Annotated in this window: 15 protein-coding genes; 9 read left to right on the top strand and 6 right to left on the bottom strand. The window is 32.1% G+C overall.

The features are described from left to right. The first annotated feature begins 161 nt into the window (after positions 1–161). The 5 genes from N1F78_RS05430 (at position 162) to N1F78_RS05450 (ending at position 14,083) form a co-directional block, all read left to right on the top strand. Complete coding sequence (locus tag N1F78_RS05430) at positions 162–1,541, top strand: sugar porter family MFS transporter (RefSeq protein ID WP_406685168.1); 1,380 nt, start codon at positions 162–164, stop codon at positions 1,539–1,541. A 131-nt stretch (positions 1,542–1,672) separates the two neighbouring features. Further along, positions 1,673–5,848: a two-component regulator propeller domain-containing protein gene (locus tag N1F78_RS05435; RefSeq protein WP_406685169.1), complete on the top strand. Its 4,176-nt coding sequence runs from the start codon at positions 1,673–1,675 to the stop codon at positions 5,846–5,848. 297 nt (positions 5,849–6,145) lie between these two features. Continuing rightward, positions 6,146–9,157 (top strand): SusC/RagA family TonB-linked outer membrane protein, encoded by a 3,012-nt coding sequence (locus N1F78_RS05440; RefSeq protein WP_406685170.1) that lies wholly within the window; start codon positions 6,146–6,148, stop codon positions 9,155–9,157. A gap of 12 nt (positions 9,158–9,169) precedes the next feature. Beyond that, positions 9,170–10,696 carry a RagB/SusD family nutrient uptake outer membrane protein gene (locus N1F78_RS05445; protein WP_406685171.1) on the top strand — a complete coding sequence of 509 codons (1,527 nt, stop codon included), beginning with the start codon at positions 9,170–9,172 and terminating at the stop codon, positions 10,694–10,696. Between the two features lie 96 nt (positions 10,697–10,792). After that, complete coding sequence (locus N1F78_RS05450; protein ID WP_406685172.1) at positions 10,793–14,083, top strand: VCBS repeat-containing protein; 3,291 nt, start codon at positions 10,793–10,795, stop codon at positions 14,081–14,083. Here N1F78_RS05450 and N1F78_RS05455 read toward each other — a convergent pair. From N1F78_RS05455 to N1F78_RS05470, 4 genes are all read right to left on the bottom strand, one after another. Next, positions 14,072–15,415: a GntP family permease gene (locus N1F78_RS05455; protein WP_406685173.1), complete on the bottom strand. Its 1,344-nt coding sequence runs from the start codon at positions 15,413–15,415 to the stop codon at positions 14,072–14,074. The two genes, N1F78_RS05450 and N1F78_RS05455, sit on opposite strands and share 12 nt — an antisense overlap. Positions 15,416–15,423: 8 nt before the next feature. Further along, complete coding sequence (locus tag N1F78_RS05460; protein ID WP_406685174.1) at positions 15,424–17,673, bottom strand: glycoside hydrolase family 3 N-terminal domain-containing protein; 2,250 nt, start codon at positions 17,671–17,673, stop codon at positions 15,424–15,426. A gap of 2 nt (positions 17,674–17,675) precedes the next feature. Beyond that, positions 17,676–18,578 (bottom strand): SMP-30/gluconolactonase/LRE family protein, encoded by a 903-nt coding sequence (locus N1F78_RS05465; protein WP_406685175.1) that lies wholly within the window; start codon positions 18,576–18,578, stop codon positions 17,676–17,678. 91 nt (positions 18,579–18,669) lie between these two features. After that, positions 18,670–20,940 (bottom strand): beta-glucosidase family protein, encoded by a 2,271-nt coding sequence (locus tag N1F78_RS05470; RefSeq protein WP_406685176.1) that lies wholly within the window; start codon positions 20,938–20,940, stop codon positions 18,670–18,672. 328 nt (positions 20,941–21,268) lie between these two features. Here N1F78_RS05470 and N1F78_RS05475 point away from each other — a divergent pair, with 328 nt between their 5' ends. From N1F78_RS05475 to nadD, 4 genes are read left to right on the top strand one after another with little or no spacing between them, the layout of a single operon-like run. Then, the gene (locus tag N1F78_RS05475; RefSeq protein WP_406685177.1) at positions 21,269–22,126 is read left to right on the top strand and encodes a YicC/YloC family endoribonuclease; all 858 of its coding nucleotides are present in this window, start codon (positions 21,269–21,271) and stop codon (positions 22,124–22,126) included. A 9-nt stretch (positions 22,127–22,135) separates the two neighbouring features. Continuing rightward, positions 22,136–22,582, top strand: coding sequence for a DinB family protein (locus N1F78_RS05480; RefSeq protein WP_406685178.1), 447 nt, complete (start codon positions 22,136–22,138; stop codon positions 22,580–22,582). A gap of 4 nt (positions 22,583–22,586) precedes the next feature. Next, positions 22,587–23,174, top strand: a complete 588-nt coding sequence (gene gmk / locus N1F78_RS05485; protein WP_406685179.1) for a guanylate kinase — start codon at positions 22,587–22,589, stop codon at positions 23,172–23,174. Between the two features lie 2 nt (positions 23,175–23,176). Continuing rightward, positions 23,177–23,755, top strand: a complete 579-nt coding sequence (gene nadD / locus N1F78_RS05490) for a nicotinate (nicotinamide) nucleotide adenylyltransferase (RefSeq protein ID WP_406685180.1) — start codon at positions 23,177–23,179, stop codon at positions 23,753–23,755. Between the two features lie 80 nt (positions 23,756–23,835). Here the strand turns inward: nadD and lysM are convergent, their stop codons facing one another. Together lysM and N1F78_RS05500 are read right to left on the bottom strand one after the other, a co-directional pair. Then, complete coding sequence (gene lysM / locus N1F78_RS05495) at positions 23,836–24,381, bottom strand: peptidoglycan-binding protein LysM (RefSeq protein WP_406685181.1); 546 nt, start codon at positions 24,379–24,381, stop codon at positions 23,836–23,838. Between the two features lie 143 nt (positions 24,382–24,524). Beyond that, positions 24,525–25,463: a nicotinic acid mononucleotide adenyltransferase gene (locus N1F78_RS05500; RefSeq protein ID WP_406685182.1), complete on the bottom strand. Its 939-nt coding sequence runs from the start codon at positions 25,461–25,463 to the stop codon at positions 24,525–24,527. Positions 25,464–25,573 lie beyond the last annotated feature (110 nt).

The following is a 25,573-nucleotide window of genomic DNA, read 5'->3' on the forward strand; positions in this document are numbered from 1 at the left end:
GAAATAAAGTCTGGTTATGCTAGATATAGAACTTAAAATAGGCCAAATTGATATCATCGCCTTTTAATCAATTAATGTTTAGAGCTAAATTGATAAAGCACCAAGACGCTTCAGTAAACATTCTCAAATTAAAAATGTAGTCTAATTAATAAAAAACAATTATGAACAAACAAGGATTTTTAATATTAATAACATCTATTTCTGCTTTAGGCGGTTTACTTTTTGGATATGATACCGGGGTAATAAACGGTGCCCAATTTTATCTAACAAAATATTTTCAGCTTGACGCTAGTCTACAAGGATGGGTTGTTGGGAGTGCCTTATTGGGCTGCTTGGTAGGAGCAATAATCTCAGGATCATTAAGTATTAAAATAGGCAGAAAAAACTCCCTTATTATTTCTGCATTGCTTTTTAGCATTTCGGCTTGGGGTTCAGGCCTTCCTTCATTTATGCCAGAATCTGTTTCTCTTTTAGTGGTATTTAGAATTCTTGGTGGCTTAGGTATTGGAATTGCATCCATGAATGCCCCGATGTATATAGCAGAAATTGCACCTGCTAAAAAACGTGGCAAATTAGTTACATTTTATCAATTGGCTATTGTTGTTGGCTTTTTTGTAGTGTTTTTAGTTACCTACTTTATAGGTAACAGATTAACAGAAGCAGAAAATTTAGAATTTGGCTGGAGACAAATGTTTTGGTCAGAGCTCATACCAAGCTGTTTGTTTTTTGCAACGCTTTTCTTTGTTCCTAAAAGCCCCAGATGGTTGTCTCTAAAAGGTAAAGATGAAGAAGCATTGTCTATTTTAATAAAAATACATGGTGAAAAACAAGCACAACTAGAAAGTGATGAAATAAAAAAATCACTAAAAAATGAAACAAAAGACACAAAAATTAATTACTTCTCAAAAGGTATATTTATTATAATATTAATTGGGTCAATTTTTTCAATATTACAACAGTTTACAGGAATTAACGCCGTATTGTATTATGGTGCAGATATCTTTGAAAAGGCTCTTGGTTTTGGAAAAGACGATGTTTTAAAACAACAAGTACTGTTAGCGTTTGTAAATTTAGTTTTTACTTTTATTGCTATGGCTACTGTAGATAAATTGGGTAGAAAACCGTTGGTTTATATTGGGTCCTTGGGCATGTTAATTGGTTTTTTACTTTTAGGGTTTAGTATACAACTGCAATCTATCGGATTTATATCTTTACTTGGTGTTTTAATATTCATTGGGTCGTTTGCTCTATCAATGGGTCCTGTAGTATGGGTGGTGCTGTCGGAGATGTTTCCAAACAAGATTAGAAGTGTAGCCATGTCAGTTGCAGTTGCAGTTCAATGGGCAGGTAATTACTTGGTATCACAAACCTTTCCTATGGTAACAGCCAGTGATGTTAATAATAATGAATTCTGGAATGGATCATTGCCTTACTTTATTTTTAGTGCTTTTATATTAATAATAATGGCTTTCACTTATAAATTCATTCCAGAAACTAAAGGGAAATCTCTTGAAGAAATAGAATCAATTTGGGATAATTAAAGAATATTTAATAACCCTTGTTTATTAAATTAATCGCTTTAAAAAAGCTTTTATATTAGTAAATAAATTAGTTTTATTATATTTTGTTTTAAAACCTGATTCATTTAATATTCATTTTAGTTGGTTTAGATATGAAAAAGCTATCTTATTTTTTTTGTTACTACTTTTTCTTAATATCCTTAACATTCTACGCCCAAAAACCGCGTAAAGATTTTGAATTTTTCAATGTAAAGAAAAATATTTCTAATATTGGTATTTGTACTATTACACAAGACCAATATGGCTTTATTTGGATTGGAACCAATGGATCTGGTCTGAGCAAATTTGATGGTATTGATTACACAACCTATAAGCATCATTTAAAAGACTCCACTTCACTAAGTAGTAGTTTAATTTTTTGTTCCTATATAGATAAAAACAATAATCTATGGTTTGGAACAGAAGAAGGTCTTAACCTTTATGACCGTGAAAAGGATTGTTTTAAAAGAATTCCTATTAAGGAATTGACCACAAAAAAATCTAATGTTTCGATAAGAAGTTTTCAAGGAGATAATAATGGAAATTTATTTATAGGAACTTACTCCCAAGGTTTGTTTATTCTTAATTTAAATACTCTAAATGTAACAAAAGTAGATAGTCAAGACTTTAACCCAGATAACCCTCTAGAGATTCATTCCTTAAAATCTGACAAGAACGGTACAATATACGCCGGAACGAATAGAGGTCTTAAAGAATATGATGAAAAAACAAATTCACTTAAACTTTCTCTAATAAGAACTGTAGAAGGGGTGAAAATCATTAAAGACCCAATACAATCTTTATACTACGATAACAATGAGAATTTATGGGTTGGTACAGTCTCAAATGGAATATATAAAATTAGCGAACTTAAAAACACAAATGACGGAGTTTATGAAGTAAGCCAGTACAAAATTTCAGAAAATAGAATTTTACATATGATTAACTTACCTGATGGAAGTTTAATGTGTGGCACTGAAAATGACGGATTATTTCATATTGACTCCAAAGGCAATATTGTAAAACACTATTCGGCCGATAAGGAAAATGAAAAAAGCATTTTAGCAAATTCTGTTTGGTACTTGTTTTTAGACAGAAATGAACGTATATGGATTGGATATTATAACGCCGGAATATCAATATATGATAAACTTCATGACAAGTTTGACAATATTGAAAGTTTACACAAAAACACTAATTCATTACAAATAGGGTCTGTTACCGCAATTGCTAAAGATGACTTAGATAATTTTTGGATTAGTATGGATGGTGGAGGAATTGATGTTGTAGACCCTACCTTAAGCTTCTTTAGAAACATTAGTACAAAAAATAACAACTTCATTTCTGGTTTAACAGATGACTACGTGGAATCCTTGTTTTTTGATAAAAATCAAAACCTTTGGGCGGGAACATGGAATAAAGGTCTTTACTACCTGAAAAAGGGAACTACAAAATTTATTAATTATAATATTGCTAATACCTCAGGCGGATTACAATCTAATAATTTTTTAAGCATTGATGAAGACTCTAAGGGAAATATATGGTTTGCAACTTGGGACAAGGGATTACATTCATACAATATAAAAACAAAACAGTTTACACATCATGATTCAGAGGAATTTGCCAAACATGGAATTCCTAATTGTTATGCAAGAAAAGTTCTTATAGATAAAGAAGATAACCTATGGTTAGGAACCGTTACAAATGGGTTGTTCAAAATAATTCAATCTGCAGATGGCAAATTTAACATACAATCTTTAGCAGATAGAATGGCAGGTAAGTTTAGTAATTACACCACGGCTAATCATGTATTGTCAATTTACCAAAGTAAGGATGGTGCAATTTGGATTGGAACAAGAGGAGCTGGATTGTGCAAATATAACCCTAAAGACGATACTTTTTCTTGGTATAATAAACTAAATGGAGTAGAATCTGATAACATAACTAGTATAATTGAAGATTCAATTAATAATATTTGGATTAGTTCAAATTCTGGAATTTCAAAACTAGATTTTAGTACGGGGATATTTAAACAATACACAGAAAAAGATGGTTTACTTTCTAATGACTACAACATCAACGCAACCTTTATAGACAATAAAAAGAATTTGTATTTTGGAAACTACTTAGGGATAGATTTCTTCAATCCCTCAAATATTATAACTAATAATATTGTTCCTGCTCTTTATCTTACAGATTTCAAACTTTTTAATAAAACTGTAACACCAAATAAAGATAATTCCCCAATACAAGCCGTAATTGGAGAAACCAAAAATTTAACGTTAGATCACACTCAGTCTGTATTTACTATAGAATATACTGGTGTAAATTTTACCAGACCAGAAAAAAATAATTATGCATATTATCTTGAAGGATATGAAGAATCTTGGAATTATGTTGGTCAAAAAAGAAGCGCCACTTATACAAATTTGGATCATGGTGAATATACTTTTAAGCTTAAAGCCTCTAATAATGATGGCATATGGAATGAGACGCCTCTTGAGCTAAAAATAAAAATCTTACCGCCGTGGTGGAAGACTAATTGGGCCATTTTTATATACGGCATCTTATTTTTAACAAGTATTTATTTGCTCAACTATTTAACTCAAAATAGAATAAAAGAAAAACAGCTCATTAAAAATGAACGACTACAAAGACAACAAAAAGATGAGTTAAATAAAAAGAAAATTCAATTTTTCACAAATATTTCTCATGAATTTAGAACACCTTTAACTTTAATAATGAATCCCTTAAAAGATATTATTAATAATAAGGAGTTGAATTTACCTCAAAATATAAAAAACAAGCATGCCATAATAAACAAAAACACAGACAGACTTTACAGACTAATTAATGAGTTAATGGATTTTAGAAAGCTTGAATTAAACAAAATGAATGTAAGGGCTATTAAAATTAACTTAATAGATTTCACTAAAAACATTGTAAGCTATTTTAAGGAAGAGGCTAATAATAAAAATATCCTATTAACAGTAGATACGGACAACCCTGATTTAATGGTTTGGGCTGATAATAAAATGCTTGAAAAAATAATTTTTAATCTATTATCAAACGCCATAAAAATAACCCCTGAAGGAGGAGCAATAAACATTGACCTATTATCTACAGAGTTTCTTTATAATTTGCCACTAGTTAATAAAGATGAACCTGTAAAAGCGGTAGAAATTATAATTTCTGATACAGGACCAGGTTTAGAAAAGGATGAAATTTCTAAGATTTTTGAGAGATTTTATCAAGCCGAAAAACAAAGTAAAACTTATTTTGGTGGTACTGGTATTGGTTTAGAAGTAGTGCAAAGTTTTGTAAAATTGCATAAAGGTGAAATTGAAGTTTTAAGTGAAGTTGGGTTGGGTACTTCATTTAAAATATTATTACCTACTGGAAACAATCATTTTAATGATGATCAAATCATACTAGATGAATCTACCGAATTTCTTAAAAATGATGACTTTTCATTTGCACCATCAGTTAACATAGTACAGCAGGAAGATGAAGATCTTGAAATGACCAAACAACATACCGTATTAATTGTAGAAGATAATGTTGAACTAAGAGAATATTTAAAACTTGAACTAACTAACCAATACAAAGTATTAATTGCTAGTAATGGTTCAGATGGCTTAAAGATTGCCAAAGAAACGTTTCCTGATGTTATAATTACAGATGTAGTAATGCCAGAAATTGATGGAATGGAATTCTGTAAACAAATAAAAAGTAATATTAGCACTAGCCATATACCTGTATTAATGCTTACTGCAAAAGCCAAAGTAGAAGATAGAATTGAAGGGATTGAAACGGGAGCTGATGCCTATATGGTTAAACCATTTAACATACGCCTATTGAAACTTAGACTTGCTCAATTAATTACCAGTAGACAGCTAATTTTTAATAAATACTTTAGTGTAATTAGTGAATTACCTGAAGATGTTAATAGTACGCCATTAGATAAAGAATTTATTGAAAATGTTTTAAATCATATTAATGAAAATATAGGTGATCCAAATTTAAATGTTGAAACACTTGCCTCCCAATTAAACTTAAGTAGAAGTCAGTTTTATAGAAAAATTAAAGCGCTTACAAATCAAACAGCTAGTGAATTCTTAAGAAACATTAGACTAAAAAAAGCAAAACAAATCTTAGAAATGGGAGAAACTAATATTAGTAAAGTATGCTATTCTATAGGGTTTTCATCCCATTCTTATTTTACCAAATGCTTTAAAAATTACTTTGGCATACTACCAACTGAAGTAAAGCCCTTTGAAGAGAAATAAATAGCACTTCATTAATCAATATATGCCAATTTATCTATTAATAAAGTTGTTGCATCATTTGTTTCAAATGTAGCATAATACGCAAATGGAACATGATTGCTACAAAATTTGCAACACATGCCTTATCAATTACAATTTAAATTTAATTTTTTTTTAACATTTGGAAACATGTTTAAAACAAGTAGAAATAGGAGAATTGGAGAGGCATTGCTAATTATATGCATAATAGTTTTTTTTCTTTTCCTTATAGAATACGTGTTCTAAAACATAAATAACTTAATAACTTAAACTAAATTTATGAAAAACAGATTACTTAAAAAGCTAATGCTTCCTGCATTTTTATTGATTGGGAGCATAATTTATGCGCAATCGGTTTCAGGAACAGTTTCAGACAAAGATGGTATACCTATACCAGGTGCAAATGTACTTGTTAAAGGTACTTCTACAGGGACCGTAACCGATTTTGATGGCAAATTTGAGATTAATGTTAATAACGGAGAGGTATTAGTCTTCTCTTTTGTTGGATATCAAACTCGAGAATTTAATTACACTGGTCAGTCCTCTGTAAATGTTACTCTAGACGATGATGCTTCAGTATTGGATGAGGTTGTTGTTGTAGGATATGGTACTAAGAAAAAAAGTTTAGTTACCGGTGCTATTTCAAGTATTAGTTCTAAGGACATCGAAAACACCTCTGCACCTCGAGTAGAACAAGTTTTACAAGGAAAAACATCAGGGGTTACAGTAGTTTCTTCTTCTGGATCACCTGGTTCTGGTGCAAAAATCCGAATTAGGGGAGCAGGTTCTAATGGAAATTCAGATCCTTTATTTATTGTTGATGGGATTAAAGTAAGTTCTATTGATAACATTTCACCTAACGATATTGCTAATATCGAAGTATTAAAAGATGCTGCTTCTTCAGCGATTTATGGTACACAAGGAGCTAATGGGGTAATAATCATTACAACAAAGCAAGGGAGAGTTGGTGAGACAGTATTTACTTACAGTACTCAACTAGGAACTCAATCATTAAGAACAGATATGGAGTTAATGAATGCTTCTCAATTTGTAACATATATGCAAGAAGCAGGGCATACTCAAGTTGTAGATAATGGTATTAATACTAATTGGTTAAATGAAACTTTTCAAAATGCGCCAACACAAAGACATGATATTAGTATTTCTGGAGCAACAGAAAAAACATCTTTTTATTTTTCAGGCTCCTATATAGATCAAGAAGGTTTAATTGGTGATGATTTAGGATATAAAAGATTTACAGGAAGACTTAATTTAAAAAGCCAAGTAACCGATTGGCTGGAAGTAGGTACAAATGTAACCTATTCAAATATAGGTTCTAACTCTGTTTCTGAAGATGATTCAACCGGAGGTATAGCCAATCATGCAATAATTTTAGATCCTTTAACACCTGTAATTTATTCTGGAGTTTTACCCCAAAGAGCTCAAGACTTAGTCAATAATGGTTCTGCAATGGTTGATAGAAATGGGAATGTATATGGTTTACCAACTTACTCAACTGGAGAAGTTACAAACCCTGTAGCTTCTGCAAATTTTAGATTTAGAGGAGGTATAGATTCTGATAAAATTTTAACCTCTTTATATGCTAAATTAAATATGGCTGAAGGCTTATCATTTACTACAAGATTTGGATATGAAAGATCAAATACTATTAACAATAGTTGGACACCAATTTGGGGAACTTCTTCTGAAGCACAAAACACCCAAATAACTTTGAACAACTCCATTGCGCGAAATTCAAGATGGTTATGGGAAAATTTCGCATCCTATAACAAGGAGTTAGGTGAGCATAATTTTACGGGCCTTATAGGTTACTCATCAGAAAGAAATTTAACTCCAGTTTACTCTATAAATGATTCTACCGAACAATTTACTTTTTTTGATTATAGTAATCAAGGTGATAATTTAAATGTTGGAGGTAATTTATATGAAAGAACGGGAACTTCTGTTTTTGGAAGATTATCTTATGATTATGCTGGTAAATACTTATTAGAAGGATCTTTAAGATACGATACTTCTAGTTATTTTCCAACAGATAAAAAATCAGGATATTTTCCAGCCGTATCAGCAGGGTGGGTTGCTTCAAATGAGAATTTTTGGGGTGAAAACTCTAAAATAACTTATGCAAAGTTCCGTGCCAGTTGGGGTCAAAATGGTAGTGACAATAACTTAGGGACTTATATAGCTGGTTTGGTATTTCAATCGGTGGCACAGGAGAGCGGTACTGTGCCGGTAACGTATGAAGGTGTAGGGGGTATTACCCCTGGTAGCCTGCCTAACTCAGAATTAGGTTGGGAGCGTTCAGAACAATTAAATCTTGGTGTAGATTTTAGAGCCATTGATAATAAACTTAATTTTTCTGTAGATTATTATAAGAAAACAACAAGGGATTTACTTCTAAATAACGGTAACATTATTGCTCCACCTTCTTTAGGAGTAGGAGTTCCATCTATTAATGCTGGGACGGTGGAAAATAAAGGTCTTGAATTTGAACTTGGCTATGGAGATACTACTGATAGTGGTTTTAGTTACAATGTTAATTTAAATTTGTCTACTCTTAAAAATGAAGTTACAGAAATTAATTTTGTAGGAGATGATGGTTTCATTATAGGTGCTGGAGCACCTCAGAATAATGATGGCGTTACACGTTTTCAAAAAGGATATCCTCTTTGGTATTTTTATGGCTATAAAACAGATGGAATTGACCCCAATACAGGAGAAATCATTATTGTAGATACGGACGGAGTTGCTGGAATAGATTCTAATGATAAAACAGAAATAGGTTCTCCTCACCCAGATGTTCTTTATGGAGGTAGTATTGATTTAGGTTATAAAAACTTTGATTTAGGCATAAGGTTTCAAGGAACCTCAGGAAATGACATTTTTGCGGCTTATCACCAACCATCAAGACCTATCACCAATAAGCCAATTCAATTTTTTACTGGGAGATGGCAACAGGTTGGGGATATTGCAACTTTCCCATCTGCCACTAACGCCACTACTTCTTATGACACAGATTTAGTTGTTGAAGATGGTTCTTATATGAGAATTAAACAAATTCAGTTAGGATATACATTCCCAACAGATTTATCTGACAAGTTAAAACTAAACAAATTAAGAACATATATTTCGCTGGACGACTATTTTACTTTTACCAAGTATAGTGGTTTAGACCCAGAAGCAGGGAGTTTTTCAGATAATAGTATTGGAATAGATAGAGGATTCTATCCAATTCCTTCAAGAATATTATTTGGTCTATCAATAGAATTTTAATAAAAAATAGATATGAAAAAATTAATTTATAGCATGATGCTTATAGTATTTATAAGTGTAGCATGTAGTGATAACTTTACTGAAGTAGCTCCTATTGGAGTACTTGAAAGTTCAACGTTCTTTGAACAAGAAAGCAATGCCGAAGAAGCATTAATAGGTCTGTATGATATTATGCAATATAATTATGCCAAAGACTGGAGCAGTGCATTTTTTATAAAAATATTGCCAGGTGATGCAGGAAATGCTGCAGGAGGTAATTCAACAGATCAAACTCAATTACAAGATATTGATGATTATACAAATGTATCAATATCCAATCCATCAACAGAAAGTGTTTGGTCGCTTTATTATAAGGCCATTGCTCTAGCAAATACTATAATAAACGAAGTAGAAGCAGGTTCATTAAGTAATAAAGAGTTTGTACTGGCGGAAGCAAAGTTTATGAGAGCTTGGTGTTATTTTGAATTAACCACTATGTGGGGAGATGTCCCTTTAAGGTTAGTTAATCCAACGACGATAAGTTCAGAATCATTTGCCATACCAAAAAGTACAAGAGCTGAAATTTATGCTCAAGTGGAATCAGATTTAGCAGCAGCCATTGCTGGTTTACCAGATAAAAGTGCTGTAAGCCATAATTTTAGAGTATCAAAAGGTACAGCACAAGCCACTTTGGGTAAAGTCCTAGTATTTCAGGGTAGAAATGCTGAGGCTATACCTTTATTTGAAGCAGTAATATCTAATCCAGCCCATGATTTAGAGGCAAATGTAGCAGATGTTTGGATGCAATCTACGGAATTTGGAATTGAATCTTTGTTTGAATTAGGGTATATATCAACTGATGGTCGTGACTGGGGTAACATTGCATGGGGTGGTCGTACAGAAAGCAATTTACATATCCAATTAATGGGGCCTCGAGGTGATGGTTTCTTTGATTTAAGTGGCACAGGTCTTATAAACGGATGGGGATTTAACCTACCAACTGCAAAACTAGTCAGTGCTTTTGAAGCCGCTGGTGATGTGGATCGTAAAGCAGCTACATTAATGACAGAAGCTGAACTTGTAGCTGCAGGAGGAAGTCTTACAGGGTCACCTTGGGATTACGAGGGCGCCATTAGAACAAAATACGCAACACGTACTTCAGAAACTGTAAGTGAAGGTGTGGCTGAATTAAATTATACAACAAATTGGAGATTGTTAAGGTATGCAGAGGTGTTATTATTGGCGGCAGAGGCCTACAATGCCGTAGGTCAAGATGGGAATGCAAGAACTGAGTTAAATAAAATAAGAAATAGAGCTGGTTTAGCAGATGTTTCTGCAACTTTATCAGGAACTGATTTATTTGATGCCATAGTCAATGAGAAATATTTAGAATTAGCCCATGAAGGACAAAGGTTTTGGGACCTAGTAAGGTGGGGAAGAGCAGATGCAGAATTATCTGCCGCTGGATATACGTCTAAGAATAATCTATATCCAATACCAGCATCAGAAATAGATAAAAATGATGCATTAACAATAGCAGACCAAAACCCTGGTTATTAATTTCTTTTTAGACTATTTTGTTTAGTTTTTTATTTAAAGCAGTATGGATTTAATTCGTACTGCTTTATTTTTTATATTTCTCTTTAATTTGATTAAATGGTTAAAAAATTCTTCATATTAGTTGTTTCTTTAGGATTAATTGGTTGCTCCTCAAAAAATGATGACGACACTATTGAAACATTATTTAATCGCCTATCTTCTAGTAAAACCAATATAAGTTTTAGCAACAATCTAAAAGAAACAGATTCTCTAAACTATTTTAAATATACCTCAATCTATATGGGAGGAGGTGTTGCCATTGGTGATATTAATAACGACGGCTTAGATGATATCTTATTCACAGGAAATCAAGTAGAAAACAAATTATACTTAAACAAAGGCAATCTTGAGTTTCAAGACATTACAAAAAATGCCAATATTACTGGGGATAATAGGTGGTACACAGGGGTAACTATGGCCGATATAAACAACGATGGGTATTTAGATATTTATTGCTCTGTTGCTGGGAAAAGTGGCATTAAAAACAATCAATTATTTATTAATAACAAAGACTTAACCTTTACAGAAAAAGCTTCAGAATATAATATTGATGATTCTTCAAACTCGGTTCAAGCCACATTTTTTGACTTTGATAACGATGGTGATTTAGATTTATACATAGCCAATTATCCTATAGCTAGTCCTTCAACATCCAACATGGTTTATAAATACAGAATGGATAATGTCTCCATGTTAGAATCTGATAAATTATATAGAAACGATGGAGATACATTCTCAAATGTAACGGAAGAAGCAGGTGTTAAAAATTACAGCTTTTCATTAGGTATTACAGTTGCTGATATTAATAATGATGGTTGGCAAGACTTATATGTTTCCAATGATTATAGTATTCCTGATTTCTTCTATATAAATAATCAAGATGGTACATTTAGTGAAGTTGTAAAAGATGCTACTAATCAAACTGCATTTTATGGAATGGGTATTGACATTGCCGATATAAATAATGATGGTTTGTTAGATATTTTTCAAGTAGACATGGATTCTAATAACAACCGCCGCCAAAAAGCAAATATGGCAAGCATGAACCCAAGGCTTTTTTATGAAACAGTTCTTTATGGGTTTCACTACCAATACATGCAAAACAATTTACAGTTAAACACTGGTTATTCTGAAAATGGAGTCCCAAAATTTTCAAATATTTCAAGGTTATCTGGCACCTCATCAACTGATTGGAGCTGGGGTCCGTTACTAGCAGATTTTGACAATGACGGACTAAAAGACCTCTTCGTTACAAATGGAACAAGACGCGAAGTAAACAATAAAGACTTTTTCAAAAAAATAGGAAAAGAAGAATATGATAAATATTCACTTCTTGAAAAAACTAAAATGATTCCTTCTGAAAAAATAGACAATTTTATGTTTAAAAATTCGGGTGATTTAGGTTTTACAAGAGCTAATAAAGATTGGGGAATTGAACATAAAGGTTTTTCTAATGGAGCGGCATATGCAGATTTAGATAATGATGGTGATTTAGAAATTATAGTTAATAATATAGATGAAGAAGCCACAATTTTTGAAAACAGAAGCAACCAAAACAATTATTTACAAATAAAATTTAATGGACAAAACTCAAATAAGTTCGGTTTAGGTAATCGTGTTTATGTTTACAATAAAAATGCAACACAAGTTCAAGAGTTAACCCTAACACGTGGTTTTCAATCATCTGTTTCACCTAAACTACACTTTGGATTAGGAAATGTTTCAGAAGTTGATAGCTTAAAAGTTGTATGGCATAATGGTAAAGTACAAAATCTAAAAAATGTAAAAGTAAACCAAGAATTAACACTGAGCTTTTCCGAAGCCTTTCCTTCTACAGGAAATGAAGAAATTTCTTCAGCAAAATTGTTTTCTACGTCTAAAGAAATAGACACTCATAAGCACATTGAAAATGACGTAAACGACTTTGATAAACAGGTATTATTACCTCATAAAATGTCAACATTGGGTCCTGCACTAGCTATTGCTGATATAAATAATGATGGATTACAAGATTATTTTGTGGGCGGTTCATTTGGCTTGACCTCTAGTCTATATTTTCAAGATGAAACTGGATTTACACAACAACCCACTCCAGCTATTGAAAAAGATAAATTATCTGAAGATTTAGGGGCGCTCTTTTTTGACGCTGATAATGATGGAGATAAAGATTTATATGTAGTAAGTGGTGGTTACGAATATGCCGAAAACTCTAGTATGCTACAGGACCGAATATATTCGAATGATGGAAAAGGTAATTTTTCAAAAAATGAAAATGCGCTACCTATATTCAGTTCTAGTGGATCAAAAGTTTTAGAACTTGATTACAATAAAGATGGAAAAAAGGACCTCCTTGTTTTAGGCAGACAAATTCCAGGTAAATATCCTGCACCTGCATCAAGTTACCTATTAAAAAATGTTTCTGAAAATTCAATGATTAAGTTTGAAAATGAAACTGAACAATCAGCGCCATTTTTTAAAGATTTAGGTATGGCTACAAGTGCAGTTATTTCTGATTTTAATAATGATTCTTGGGATGATATTATTATTGTGGGTGAATGGATGCCAATTAAAGTTTTTATGAATTCTGAAGGTGTTTTTAAAGATGTTTCTGAAAGTTATGGATTAACAAATGACACCACAGGATGGTGGTGGAATATAAAACCAGGTGATTTTGATGGTGATGGTGATATAGATTACCTTGTTGGTAACAACGGATTAAACTATAAATATAAAGCCACCGAAAACGAAACTTTTGATATTTACGCAAATGATTTTGATAATAATAAAAAACAAGATATTGTTTTAAGCTATTATAACGAAGGAGAGCAATATCCACTTCGTGGTAGACAATGTTCGTCTGAACAAATTCCAGGGATTAAACAGAAGTTTAAAAACTATGAAGAGTTCTCTCAAGCTAAACTAGTGGATGTGTATGGAAAAGAGAACCTAGAAAATTCATTACACTACCAAGTAAAATCTTTTGCTAGTATTTATTTAGAAAATAGAGAGGGGAAGTTTCTAATACATGAATTACCAATAGAAGCCCAATTTTCAAGCATTAATGGTATTCTGGTGAAAGATTATGATAACGATGGTAATTTAGATGCCCTCATTGCGGGTAATTTATATAACTCTGAAGTAGAAACACCAAGAAATGATGCAAGCTTTGGTCTAATGTTAAAAGGGAACGGAAAAGGAAAGTTTAAAAGTATGCCTGTCTCGGAAAGTGGTTTTCATGTAACTGGAGATGTTAAAGACCTTCAAAACATTACAATTGGCAAGAAAAACTATATTATAGCAGCTAAGAATAATGACAATTTTCAGTGTATTGAAGTTTTAAAAAACTAAAGAACATAAAAACACCGTTGTAAACCCAACAAAAGCAATAATAGTTGTCATTACCGTCCAACTTCTAAAGGTTTGTTTTTCATTTATACCAAGGTATTTACTAACCAACCAAAACCCACTATCGTTTACATGTGATAAAATTGATGCTCCAGAGGCAATTGCAATTACCAATAGCGCTTTGTCAATTTCTGAAATTGTTGTAGTAAGTAATGGTCCTGTAATTCCAGCAGCCGTAATCATAGCCACAGTAGCTGACCCTTGTAAAATTCGAACAACAGCAGCCGCTAAAAAGGCAAACAACAATATACTAATACCCTTATCTGCAAAATAAACAGCCAACATCTCGCCTGTTCCTGTATTAACCAGCATTTGCTTAAAAACCCCTCCCGCACCGGTAAGCAAAATAATAATACCTGCAGCTTCCATGGATTTGGTAGTGATTTTAAGTAAGGTATCTTTTTTTGCACCTCGTTTTATACCCAATAAATACCAAGCTATAAGATTGGCCAATATTAAAGCAGTAAAAGGATGACCTATCATTTTAAGCCACAACTTCAAATCCTCTGGAATAGTACCTTCTGAAAATAACGGACTATTTAAAACTGTATTTCCAACAATTAGCACAATAGGGATTCCAATTATTGCTAAAATTAAAACCACAGCTGGATATTTCTCATTTTCAATTTTAGTATGGTTAACTTCCGGGGCTACAACATGAATTTTTTTTGAAATATATTTTGCAAATACTGGACCGCCAATAATAGCGGTTGGTATACCAGTAATGAATCCAAATAGTATTACCCATCCTAAATCTGCTTTCAAAATATCAGCAACGGCAACGGGTCCTGGAGTTGGTGGAATATAAGCATGCGTAATTGCTAATCCTGCCAATAAAGGTATTGCATACAGCAATAATGATTTTTTTGTTTTACGCTGTAATGAATATATTAATGGCACTAAAATGATAAAAGCAACATCAAAAAAAACAGGAATCGCAATGAAAAACCCAGTAATTACTAATGCCCATGATGCATTTTTTTCTCCAAACTTTTTTAAAAGGTAATTAGCCAATGCTTCAGCACCGCCAGAATATTCTAAAATGGCTCCAAACATAGCTCCTAGACCTACAACCATAGCGACAAAACCTAAGGTTCCGCCCATGCCCTCCTGCATAGTTTTTATAATATCATTGGGGTTCATGCCTGCCATTACACCCACAACTATACTAGCTACAAGTAAAGCAATAAAGGCTTGAATCTTTAACCTTAGAATTAAAAACAATAAAATTGCAATACCTACAAAAACAGCTAAAAGGAGATTAAAATCAATCATAGCATTAATTATTCTTTCAAGTAAAAAGAACCTTTTAAACCACTAAGCGCATGTTGCCCAACCCAAACATTGAAATCCCCTTCTTCAGCGGCATTTATTAATTTATGATTTACAAATTTTAAATCATTTGAAGAAATAGTAAATGTAACTTCTTTGGATTCACCAGCATCTAAGTAAACATGCTCAAAACGTTTAAGTTCTTTAACTGGTCTTGTTATACTTCCCACAACATCTTGGGTGTAAAGTTGAACAATATCTTTACTAGGTCTATCTCCTGTATTAGTCACTGTAACTTTAAGAGTTACATCTTCATTAAAACTGATGGTATCCTTTGAAACAGATAGCTTTTCATATTTGAAATTTGAATAACTCAACCCATAACCAAATGGGAATTGAGGTGTAAAACCGGCGTCTAAATAATGTGAATCGTTTCCTAATGAACTTTGCCACGCATGAATAGGAATATCATCTATACCAACAAATTGGTGGTCATTTGCAGGTCTTCCTGTGTTTTTATGATTGTAAAAATAAGGCAACTGGCCTGCTGTTTTTGGCCACGACACCGGTAACCTGCCTTCTGGTTCCTCAACACCATAAATAATATTATAAAGCGCAGGTCCTCCCATAGTTCCAGGGTGCCACGCCATAAGAATGGCCTCTGTTTTTTCTAAAATATTTGAAACTGAAATTGGTCTTCCTGCCATAATTACCAAAACCAAAGGTTTATTCAACTTTGATAATTCATTAATTAATTCTTCTTGTACTCCAGGTAAATTTATATTCGCTCTACTATGAGCCTCACCAGATAAGATAGCTTCTTCACCTCCAATAAACAGAATCACATCTGCTTGTTTCGCAGCTTTTATGGCCGATGCAAAACCTTTTTTAGATTTATCTCTACTATGTGTCAAGCCTTTTTCAAATCTATAATTTGCATTACTTTCTTTAAAGACATCTATTAGAGTAACGGTATGTTCTTTTTCGCCATCAAAAGTCCAAGTTCCTAATTGTTCATGTGGGGCATCTGCTAAAGGCCCAATAACAGCTACTTTAGCTTCTTTTTTTAATGGCAAAATACTATTTTCATTTTTCAACAAAACAGTACTTTTAACTGCTGCTTTTTTAGCTTCTTTCAAATGTGATTCAGCATAAAAGTTACCTGTATGCGCCCTATTGGTATAGGGCCGTTTAAATAATCCTAATCTATATTTTATACGGAGTATGTTTAGTACAAAGTCATCTAATTGTGCTTCAGAAACTTTCCCTTCCTTTATTAACTCTTTTAAATGGTTTTCATAAGATGTACTGGTCATTTCCATATCCATACCAGCTACTGCCGATAATTCTGCTACATGTTTATAATTTCTGGCAAAACCATGCTTAATCATTTCTATGGTAGAATTCCAATCGCTAACTACAAAACCATCAAACTCTAGTTCTTCTCTAAGCACCTCCTTTAATAAATACTCGTTACCTGTAGCTGGAATGCCATTAATTTCATTAAATGAAGTCATAACGGTTGCCGAACCTGCATTTAAAGCTGCTACAAATGGAGGTAGATAAACATTTCTAAGTAATGGTTCACTCATGTTCACGGTATTATAATCTCTACCACCAATAGCTGCCCCGTAACCAATAAAATGTTTAGCACAAGCAGCAATTTTGGTTGAATCGCTTAAATCTTCTCCTTGAAAACCTTCAACATAAGCTTTACCTAAAACACTTGCCAAATAAGGGTCTTCTCCTGGGGATTCTGCAATTCTTCCCCAACGACTATCTCTTGAGATATCGAGCATTGGCGCGAATGTCCACCTAATTCCAGCAGCGGAAGCTTCATAAGCTGCGATTTCAGAAGATGTTCTGGCTACTTCTACATCCCAACTTGCTGCCATACCTAATGGAATAGGAAAAATAGTTTTAAAACCATGAATTACATCTCTACTAAAAATTAAAGGAATTCCATTTGGACTTTCTTCCACGGCTATTTTTTGGAGTTCGTCTACATAATCTATATTCATTACGTTTAAGAAGGCTCCTATTTCTCCTTTTCTAACCGCTTCCTTTAATTCTTCTGGTAATATCTTTGTTCTACTTGAAGTCCCGCGAAGATTGGTTTGACCAATTTTTTCTTCTATTGTCATTTTAGACAATAATTCATTAATAAATTGTTCTTCTTTTGAATTTTGAGATTTTTGGATATTGTTTTCTTTACAAGTAAAAAAAACAGTTACCAACAATAGGCATATGATTTTTTTCATGATTAGTTTTCGTTTTTAGATGATGATTTGAAAAACGAACTTTCAACACCTTTTACTCCTGGAATTACTTTAAACACCGACCCAGATAGCGGATAATTTTTCTGTTCTTCATCCGTCATATCTAATGACGCTGTTGTGATATAAAGGATTTCTAAATTTTCACCTCCAAAAGCGCACGATGTTACGTTATGAGCAGGCACTTCTATAGTTTGTAAAATTTCTCCAGTGTTGGGATTAAATCTAATTACCGCATTGCCATTCCACATACCTACCCAAAGCATGTTTTCATCGTCTATAGTCATCCCATCCGGAAAACCCAATTCTAAAGGAATAGTTACGGCTACTCTTTCGTTGGAAATGTTACCCGTTTCGTCATCATAATCATAAGCCTTTATTTCAGAAGTTGGCGTATCTATATAATACATTGTTTTTTTATCTGAAGTCCAAACAATACCATTAGAAATAGTCACCCTTTCTTTTTTGTTTTCTAATTCTCCCTCTGCATTTACCATGTACAAATTGGCTTTTCCTTCTTCTTGTTGAAAATGCATGGAGCCTACCCAAAATCTACCTGAAGGATCACATTTACCATCGTTTAATCTGCATCCAATAAGTTCATTCTTCATTTTAGTAAACGGGGTGCATTCTCCTGAATTAATATTCAAGTTATACACCCCATCTTCTAAGGCTATTAACACATCTTTCTTATCTGTAGGAACTATAGTTCCTACCCTTGAGTTAGTCTCAAAAACTCTATTTAATTTTGTATTAGGGTTATAAATATTTACTTTTTTAGATTCAATATCTATCCAGTACAACTCTTGGGTTTTATAATTCCAAAAAGCACCTTCACCCAATTGCGCAGGTATTTCATATTCTAATTCAGCTTTTAGATTTATTGCCATTGTTTCTTTTTTTTCGGATTTACATCCAAAAATGATTAAAAAACTTAATATGCAGAATGCTCTTTGTATCATTATTAAACTAAAACTATTGTTATAAAACAGTCACTTTAAGTGTTTTAGAAATGTTATTTGAAGCATTTCCAACATAAATTTCATAATCTCCGGTTTCAAAATCCCAATCAGATTTAGATTCATTATAATATTTCAACTTTGAAACATCTACTGTTATAGAAACCGTTTTATTCTCACCTTTTTCTAAATTAACTTTGGTGAAACCTTTTAACTCTTTTTTAGCACGTTCGATTTTAGAATCTGATTTACCAATATATATTTGAACAACTTCTGCACCAGCCATATCACCAGTATTTGTAACATCACATGTAATGGTTATTTTACCGTCTTGATTAAAAGTTTCATTGTCAGCACTAATATTTTCTATATTAAATGATGTATAAGATAGTCCATATCCAAAGGCATAAAGCGGTTCAATTTCTTTAGTGTCGTGCCAACGGTAACCTACCAAAATACCTTCTTTATATTCTTGGGTTGGACTAACCTGAGACTTTATCTCTGCATTCAATAACGCTGTTTCACTATTTCTTGTTTTTTCATTATTTATATGAACACCAGGGTAAGATTCCACACCAAAATAATGTGCTGCATTATCTGTTAACTTTTTAGGGAAGGTAAAAGGTAATTTTCCAGATGGATTTACATCTCCACTTACTACATCTGCAATAGCATGTCCTGCCATACTACCTAAATACCAAGTTTCTAACAAGCCTTTAACCTTATCTAACCACGGCATTTCTACAGAATTTCCAGTTACCAAAATAAAACCTAAATTTTTATTTACTTTAGAAATTTCACCAATGAGTTCTTCTTGTCCAAAAGGTAATCCATATTGCTGTCTATCATCGCCCTCACAATCTTGCAAATGACTCTTATTTAGCCCTCCAACAAATAGAACTATATCAGCCTTTTCTGCAAGCTTAATAGCTTCAACTTTTAAAGAATCTTGATCTAATGTTGACGGATGCACAATATCATATTCAGAACGCCCTGATTCAAACCCCATAGTATGTAACACAGTAGCTTTTCTATAACGTTCTTGAATACCCTGTAAAGGTGAGATTTCAAATTTTGGTTTTAATTCTGAAGAACCACCACCTGCAGTCATAGATCTTGTAGCATTTTCGCCTATAACAGCTATTGTTAAACCTGCTTTGTCTTTTATTGGAAAGAAATTATCTTCATTTTTAAGTAATACAATCCCTTCTGATGCTACCTCTCTAGCTACCTCATGATGTTCTATGTTATTTGCTCTTCCCAAAGGCCTATTTTCACTCAAATTAGTTCTATACCTAAGTCTTAAAACTCTTCTCACTTTATCATTTAATACCTCTTCAGATATTTCACCTGTTTTTAATTTCTCTAAGAAAGGATCTGCTAAATAGTATTTTGAATAGTGATTTTCTGTTGTAAAACCTAACCCATCTGTACCAGTTCCCATTTCTATATCTAATCCATTATTTGCAGCCTCTAATGTATTATGAGCAGAACTCCAATCACTAATTACAACACCATCATAACCCCAGTCTCCCTTAAGAATTTTATTGGTTAATAACTCATGATGGGTTGTGTATTGACCTCTAAATTTATTATAAGCTCCCATTAAAGCCCATGCCTTAGCATCTTGTACAGCTACTTTAAAAGCAGGTAAATAAATTTCATGTAAGGCCCTATCACTAACTTCTACGTTAACCTCATCTCTCCAATGTTCTTGATTATTTAGGGCGTAATGTTTTACACAAGCAGCCACTCCATTTTTCTGTACTCCTTTAATATAAGGCACAACCATTGTTGATGCTAAAAATGGGTCTTCTCCCATGTATTCAAAATTTCTTCCATTAAATGGTGTTCTATAAATATTCACCCCTGGACCTAATAACACATCTTTATTTCTAAATCGGGCTTCTTCCCCTAAGTTAAACCCATAATCACCTGCCAATTCTGGGTTAAATGTAGCTGCTAAACAAGTTAATGCTGGAAATGCTGTTATGGAATCATTTGTCCAACCAGCATAATCCCAAGAATCCCAACTTATTTCAGCTCTTACTCCATGTGGTCCATCAGACATCCATATTTCTGGTATCCCTAATCTTTCAACCCCTTTAGTACTAAATTTAGATTGAGCATGGCATAAATCCACCTTTTCCTCTAAAGTTAAAAGTGACAAAATACTATCTATTTTAGATTCTATATTAATATTTGGATGCGAAACGCTTTTGTTTTCCTTATTACATGAAAATGTAAATATTAAGCCTGCTACAATAATTACTCTTATAAGTATGATTTTCATAAAATGGATGCTTTTATAAATAGATTTTTCTATTTAGATTTTTCGGTTTAGTTTGTGAGGCTAAAACTATATAGATAAAAAAAATAACATTAAAACAAATACAGCACTTAATAGAACTTTTGTTGCAAAAGCATGTTTCAAATAAAAAAAGCGAATTTATATCGTGTGCGCTAACAAACATGTGCTGTAAAATTTGTTGAATCCTTGTTATTTGTTGTTTGCAACTTAGCTCAAGCTTTAAACAAGTAATAAAGTATTCTTTTCCTTAGGCTTGTAATTTTCTAGGCATTCAGGTTTTAATTACCTTTGCTAACTTAAATACACGTTTATGATTTATTCAATGACAGGTTACGGAAAATCTGTTTTGCAACTGCCCACAAAAAAAATCACTATAGAGTTAAAGTCTCTAAATAGTAAAAACCTTGATTTAAATGCAAGAATGCCTTCTATTTATAGGGAAAAGGAATTACTTATAAGAAAACAATTAGCCAATAGTTTAGTGCGCGGTAAAGTAGATTTTTCTATTTATGTTGAAGTTACAGGAGAAGACTCGTCTTCTCAAATTAACAAACCTGTAGTACAGCAATATATTAATCAATTAAAAGGCGTTGTAGATGGTGATGAAATAGAGTTGCTTAAAATGGCTGTAAGATTTCCAGATGCACTTAATACGGTAAGAGAAGAAATTGATGAAAATGAATGGAAAAGCATTCAAACAGAAATCAATAATGCTGTTGTTGCAATAAACACTTATAGAAAAGACGAAGGCAAAGTGCTAGAAACAGATTTTATAAAACGAGTGAAGAATATTGATATTCTTTTAGATAAAGTAATTAAAATAGACCCAGAACGTGTTGAAGCAGTTAGAGAAAGATTACTTAAAGGGGTTGAAGACTTGAAGGAGAAATATGACGAAAATCGGTTTGAACAAGAACTGGTTTATTATATTGAGAAATTTGATATCACAGAGGAAAAAGTACGTTTAAAAAACCACCTAAATTATTTTATAGAAACCCTAAACTCTAATGATTCTAATGGAAAAAAATTAGGGTTTATAGGTCAGGAAATAGGAAGAGAAATAAACACTATAGGTTCTAAAAGTAATTTTGCGCCAATGCAGCAATTGGTAGTGCAAATGAAAGATGAACTTGAAAAAATTAAAGAACAGTTATTAAATGTTTTGTAGCAATCTTTGATGAATGAGTTGGTTGAAAGATTAAAAGCTTCACTAAATTTAGGTTCAGATTTTTTTTTAAAATCATTAGAGTCTGAAAACACGTGTAAGCCTACTCCAGATAAATGGTCGAAAAAAGAAATTCTTGGGCATTTAATTGATTCAGCAATTAATAATCTTCAACGTTTTACTGAAATTCAGTTTGTAAGTAAACCCTATAAAATAAGACCATATAATCAAAATGGTTTAGTTGAATCAAACAATTATCAGAACGCGGAGACTAGAGAAATAGTTAATCTTTGGTTGTCATTAAACCATAGGATTTTAAAAGTAATATTGTTACAGAACACAACCACTTTGGGTTATAAAATAGAATTAGATAAAGGTGAGATAGTAGATTTAAGGTTTTTGATTGAAGATTATGTAGAACATTTAGAGCATCACCTAAAGCAAATTATTAAAAATTAAAATATTGACAGGTAACAAAAATAAACAAGGCAAGTTAATAGTCTTTTCAGCACCTTCTGGTTCAGGAAAAACTACCATTGTAAGGCACTTATTAGGTATTGAAGATTTGAATTTAGAGTTTTCAATATCGGCTACTTCTCGGGATAAACGAGGTGCAGAGGTTGATGGTAAAGATTATTATTTCCTATCTGCGAATGAGTTTAAAAACAAAATAAAAAACGAAGAGTTTTTAGAGTGGGAAGAAGTTTATAGAGACAACTTTTACGGAACTTTAAAAACCGAAGTTGAACGTATTTGGGCTTTAGGGAAACATGTTATTTTTGATATTGATGTTTCAGGAGGATTACGTATTAAACGTAAATTCCCAGAGCAAACATTGGCCATTTTTGTAAAACCACCAAGTGTTGATGAGCTTAAAATTAGGCTAAAGAAACGCAAGACTGAAAGTGATGAAAAAATAAGTATGCGAGTTGCTAAAGCCTCTGCAGAATTAGCAACAGCCCCATTATTTGATGAAATTGTAATTAATGATAGTTTAGAAAATGCTTTTCAAGATGCTGAAGCCTTGGTTAAAAACTTTATAAACACTTAATAATGAAGGTTGGTTTATATTTTGGTTCTTTTAATCCCATTCATATTGGGCATTTGGTTATTGCCAACCATTTTGCAGAATTTAGTGACCTTGATCAAGTTTGGTTTGTAGTTACCCCACATAATCCTTTTAAAAAGAAAAACACTTTACTGGATAATTACCAACGATTAGAAATGGTTTATAGGGCTACTAAAGACTACTCGAAATTAAAACCAAGCGATATTGAGTTTAAATTACCTCAGCCAAATTATACCATTAACACATTAGTTCATTTAGAAGAAAAATACCCAGACCATGAGTTTTGTTTGATTATGGGTGAAGACAATTTGAATCATTTGCATAAATGGAAAAATGCCGAGTTAATTCTTAAAAATTATCATATTTATGTTTATCCCAGAATATCAAAAGAACCAATAGAACCCAAAATTAACAACCACAAAAAAGTTCATTTTATTGATGCGCCTATAATGGAAATCTCTTCAACTTTTATTAGAAAATCTATAAAAGAAGGCAAAAACACACAACCTTTGTTACCGGAACATGTTTGGGAATACCTAGACGAAATGAATTTTTATAAATAAGTGCAATTACAAAATTTTATTTACTTAAAACACCAAACTTCATAGGCTAATTTAACCCATTTATAGTGTAAAAAATTGCCCTATAAACAAGGAACCCTTAATACTAACCCAGGGTAAATATTATTTGGATGTGACAACATGGGTTTATTCGCTTCAAATATTTTATAATATAATTTAGGATTGTTGTAAAATAATTTAGCAATTTTCCCTAAAGAATCTTTATTCTCTACCGTATAAAAACTCGATTCAGTTTCTTCATGCTCCACACTCATTTTATCCTTTACTTTAGAAATCCCAGAACAATTCCCTATAATTAAAATGATTTTTTCTTTAGTTTCTTGATTATGTGCAATACCTTTAACTATTGCTACACAATCATCAATAGAAATAGATAAACCTTTTACTTTTAATTTCAAATCAAAAATTATTTCTTCCAATTTTATAGCGGCAATTTCTTCTAGCCTCATTTCAATAACAGCCGCTTGTGATACTTCTAGTGGATTCATATTACCGATCCCAAACACTTTTATTCCTATATTTTTAATAAATGAAAAAACTCTCATTTTTGTAATTCTTAATGGATTTTGCACAATAAATATTATTAAAACTTTTACTCTAAGACCCAATAAATTATTAATGGTTTATTTTCAACTATGTCTTTAGATGTCATAATAAAAAAAAACTTGTGCTATCAAAAAAAAAAAGAAACCGAATAAAGCTAAGTAACTTTAAACGGTTTCTAAACTAACCAACCAAAATATTTGTTCTTCTAATTTCTTGTATTTTCTCTTGGGTTATCTACCCTTTCTTTTTTAAACTTACGTTTCTTTTCAACTTGTTTTACTTTACCTTTAGAATTAACCTGTTTTAAATACTGTATATATCCCCGTCCCTTAAACTCATATACTGTTTCTGAAGTTGGGTGAAATAACTCTATAGTTTCATCATTAATAACGGTCAATTCAAAAAATTCATTGTCAAAGAAATCATAATCTAATGTTAAAGTTTTTAGGTACATCTCACCAGTCACATCTCCAACACCATAAACCCCCAAATAATCCCACTCTAAATTATTCACATTTGTTCCAACATCATCTTGTGAACTTTGAAATTCAGAATCATTCCCTCCTGCTAAAAACCGTAAAAAGTTTTCATTATCAAATTCATTAATTGCTCCAAATTCACTAGTGTAGATTTTCTCCCATGCTTCGTACTCTTGTAAGAAATAATGAATATTATCATAGAACACAAAATCATAATCAAAATTACTTCGTTGATACCCGTCTAAAAAGTATGAGGTATCATTATTAGGATTATATAATTCTATAGTGTTATTATCTACCTGAAAAACATCAAAGGTTGAAAAGCCATCAATATCATGGGTTACATCAAGAATCATACTATATGCATCATATTCACCTACATCTATTCCAAATCCATTGCCGTTATTTCCCAACCCCGCAATATTGTTGTTAGCAAATACTACCCCTCCTCTAAATGAAATGGTAAATGCTTTTTGTAAAAATGGTGTTTCCCCAAAACCTTTGGTAGCGTTGATATCTACATACCATAACTCATATGAATTTAATAACTGATTCAAAGAAATTGTAGGTTCATCAATAAAATCATCTACATGAACTTCGGTATAACATGATGTAAACAAGCTTGCTGATAAAACAAAACTTAAAAGTAATTTTATGGTCTTCATATCTTTTCATTTTAGGGTTTCTACTTTCTAGAATTCAAAACGCGTGCCAAAAAAATATTATTAAGGTTTGTTTAGCTAATAGCCTTTATTATTTTTACGTACTTTTAAAA

The organism is Seonamhaeicola sp. MEBiC01930, assembly GCF_045277075.1.
Taxonomy (GTDB): domain Bacteria; phylum Bacteroidota; class Bacteroidia; order Flavobacteriales; family Flavobacteriaceae; genus Seonamhaeicola.

Excerpts from the sequence above, each read along its gene's own strand:
- N1F78_RS05430 (WP_406685168.1), top strand. The coding sequence starts at position 162 with ATGAACAAACAAGGATTTTTAATATTAATAACATCTATTTCTGCTTTA.
- N1F78_RS05435 (WP_406685169.1), top strand. The coding sequence starts at position 1,673 with ATGAAAAAGCTATCTTATTTTTTTTGTTACTACTTTTTCTTAATATCC.
- N1F78_RS05440 (WP_406685170.1), top strand. The coding sequence starts at position 6,146 with ATGAAAAACAGATTACTTAAAAAGCTAATGCTTCCTGCATTTTTATTG.
- N1F78_RS05445 (WP_406685171.1), top strand. The coding sequence starts at position 9,170 with ATGAAAAAATTAATTTATAGCATGATGCTTATAGTATTTATAAGTGTA.
- N1F78_RS05450 (WP_406685172.1), top strand. The coding sequence starts at position 10,793 with ATGGTTAAAAAATTCTTCATATTAGTTGTTTCTTTAGGATTAATTGGT.
- N1F78_RS05455 (WP_406685173.1), bottom strand. The coding sequence starts at position 15,415 with ATGATTGATTTTAATCTCCTTTTAGCTGTTTTTGTAGGTATTGCAATT.
- N1F78_RS05460 (WP_406685174.1), bottom strand. The coding sequence starts at position 17,673 with ATGAAAAAAATCATATGCCTATTGTTGGTAACTGTTTTTTTTACTTGT.
- N1F78_RS05465 (WP_406685175.1), bottom strand. The coding sequence starts at position 18,578 with ATGGCAATAAATCTAAAAGCTGAATTAGAATATGAAATACCTGCGCAA.
- N1F78_RS05470 (WP_406685176.1), bottom strand. The coding sequence starts at position 20,940 with ATGAAAATCATACTTATAAGAGTAATTATTGTAGCAGGCTTAATATTT.
- N1F78_RS05475 (WP_406685177.1), top strand. The coding sequence starts at position 21,269 with ATGATTTATTCAATGACAGGTTACGGAAAATCTGTTTTGCAACTGCCC.
- N1F78_RS05480 (WP_406685178.1), top strand. The coding sequence starts at position 22,136 with ATGAATGAGTTGGTTGAAAGATTAAAAGCTTCACTAAATTTAGGTTCA.
- nadD (WP_406685180.1), top strand. The coding sequence starts at position 23,177 with ATGAAGGTTGGTTTATATTTTGGTTCTTTTAATCCCATTCATATTGGG.
- N1F78_RS05500 (WP_406685182.1), bottom strand. The coding sequence starts at position 25,463 with ATGAAGACCATAAAATTACTTTTAAGTTTTGTTTTATCAGCAAGCTTG.